Origin of the sequence: Desulfovibrio sp. 1188_IL3213 (assembly GCF_036763145.1) — a bacterium.
GTDB lineage: Bacteria > Desulfobacterota > Desulfovibrionia > Desulfovibrionales > Desulfovibrionaceae > Desulfovibrio.
In genome coordinates, this window is the sequence record NZ_JBAIYR010000554.1 from 1 (window position 1) to 1275 (window position 1275).

The 1275-nt window shown below is 57.5% G+C and carries 2 protein-coding genes; one reads left to right on the top strand and one right to left on the bottom strand.

Annotation, left to right across the window (positions count from 1 at the left end):
• Positions 1 to 339, top strand: a 339-nt coding sequence (locus tag V6C16_RS13525) for a TonB family protein (RefSeq protein ID WP_333543473.1), incomplete at its 5' end; no start/stop codon positions are given.
• A 266-nt stretch (positions 340 to 605) separates the two neighbouring features.
• Here the strand turns inward: V6C16_RS13525 and V6C16_RS13530 are convergent.
• Positions 606 to 1133, bottom strand: a complete 528-nt coding sequence (locus V6C16_RS13530) for a metal-dependent transcriptional regulator (RefSeq protein WP_333536690.1) — start codon at positions 1131 to 1133, stop codon at positions 606 to 608.
• Positions 1134 to 1275: the final 142 nt, after the last annotated feature.

Consider the following 1275-nt stretch of genomic DNA (forward strand, 5'->3'; position numbering starts at 1 on the left):
GGGGTTCCCGGAGGTGTCGTGGGTGGCGTTGTGGGCGGCAGCACGGATGTTCCCGCCACGGCACGCAACATGGCCCTGAGCAAAATCGTCAATGCTGTGGAAAGATACAAGAACTATCCCAAGCAGGCACGTCGTATCGGAGCGGAAGGGCTGGCGATGCTGCTGGTCAGCGTGGACGCACAGGGCCGCGTGACTGTCAGCAGCCTGCAGAAAAGCAGCGGTCAGGCGTCTCTCGACAGTGCCACCAGAGAGTTGGGAGAAAAACTGGCGGGACTGGACACAGGCGTGCGCGGGGCCGCTTTCAGCGTGTGCGTTCCTGTGGAATACAAACTGAAATAGACTGCTCCTGTCGTGAAAAATGTCGGGACGCAAGCCCGGAATCTGGCGCACACGGTCGCCGGCTCCGGGCAAAGACCCGGCATGGCAAGTCGAAAACCGGGCATGGCGAGGCAACGCCCCGGCATGGCAAAAGGCATTCTTGAGCCGACGCGGCAGCTCACCCCAGAAAATCTCACGCCCGGCAGAAAAAAGCCTGCCCGCATTCCGTGACAAGGATATTACAAAAATCTTTGCAGCGCAGTCAGCCTGTGCTGTCGCGAACAGCGCTACCCTTCTTCCACAAAATCGCGGCGGTGCACTATGGCCGGGGGCGCTTCGCCGCCTTCAGGCAAGCGGTGTTTTTGCGCCGAATGTTCTTCGCGCAGGGCAATGCTTTTTTCCTGCCAATCCGCCCACTGCGGCATGGTGTGACGCATGTAAAGCATGAACAGCCGCCAGCGCAGCATCACGTCATCAGGAATGACGTGCTCGAGCATACAGGCCACATTGGCTGCGGTTTCTTCGGGCAGTTGCAGCACTGTCAGAAAAAACTCCTGCAAAACCATGTTCCTGTGGGCCAGACGCTGCCCGGCGGCAAGGCCCTTTTCCGTCAGGTTCACAAGGCTGTACGGCGCGTAGCTGATGTAGCCCCGCTTGGCAAGCGTGCGCAGCGCATTGGTCACCGAGGGACGGGCAACTTTGGCCGCTTCGGCTATGTCACTGGGGCGGCACGCCCCTGTGGCGAATTCTTGTTTGAAAATGATAGCCAGATAATTTTCCAAAGCAGGAGAAAGATCGTTTTCTGCCTGAGCCATGTAATCAAACTCCTCTAGGCAGTGTCGTCACGAGATGAATTTCCTTGGTATATCAAGGAGAACGAGCCTTTTATGCAGCGAGTGTACTCTTATGGTACTCGACCGGAATAAAAGACGAAGTTCGACGCAGAGATACCGGGAA

What these genes read in the sequence shown, in the direction of transcription:
- V6C16_RS13530 (WP_333536690.1), bottom strand. Translation starts at nt 1,133, where the DNA reads ATGGCTCAGGCAGAAAACGATCTTTCTCCTGCTTTGGAAAATTATCTG.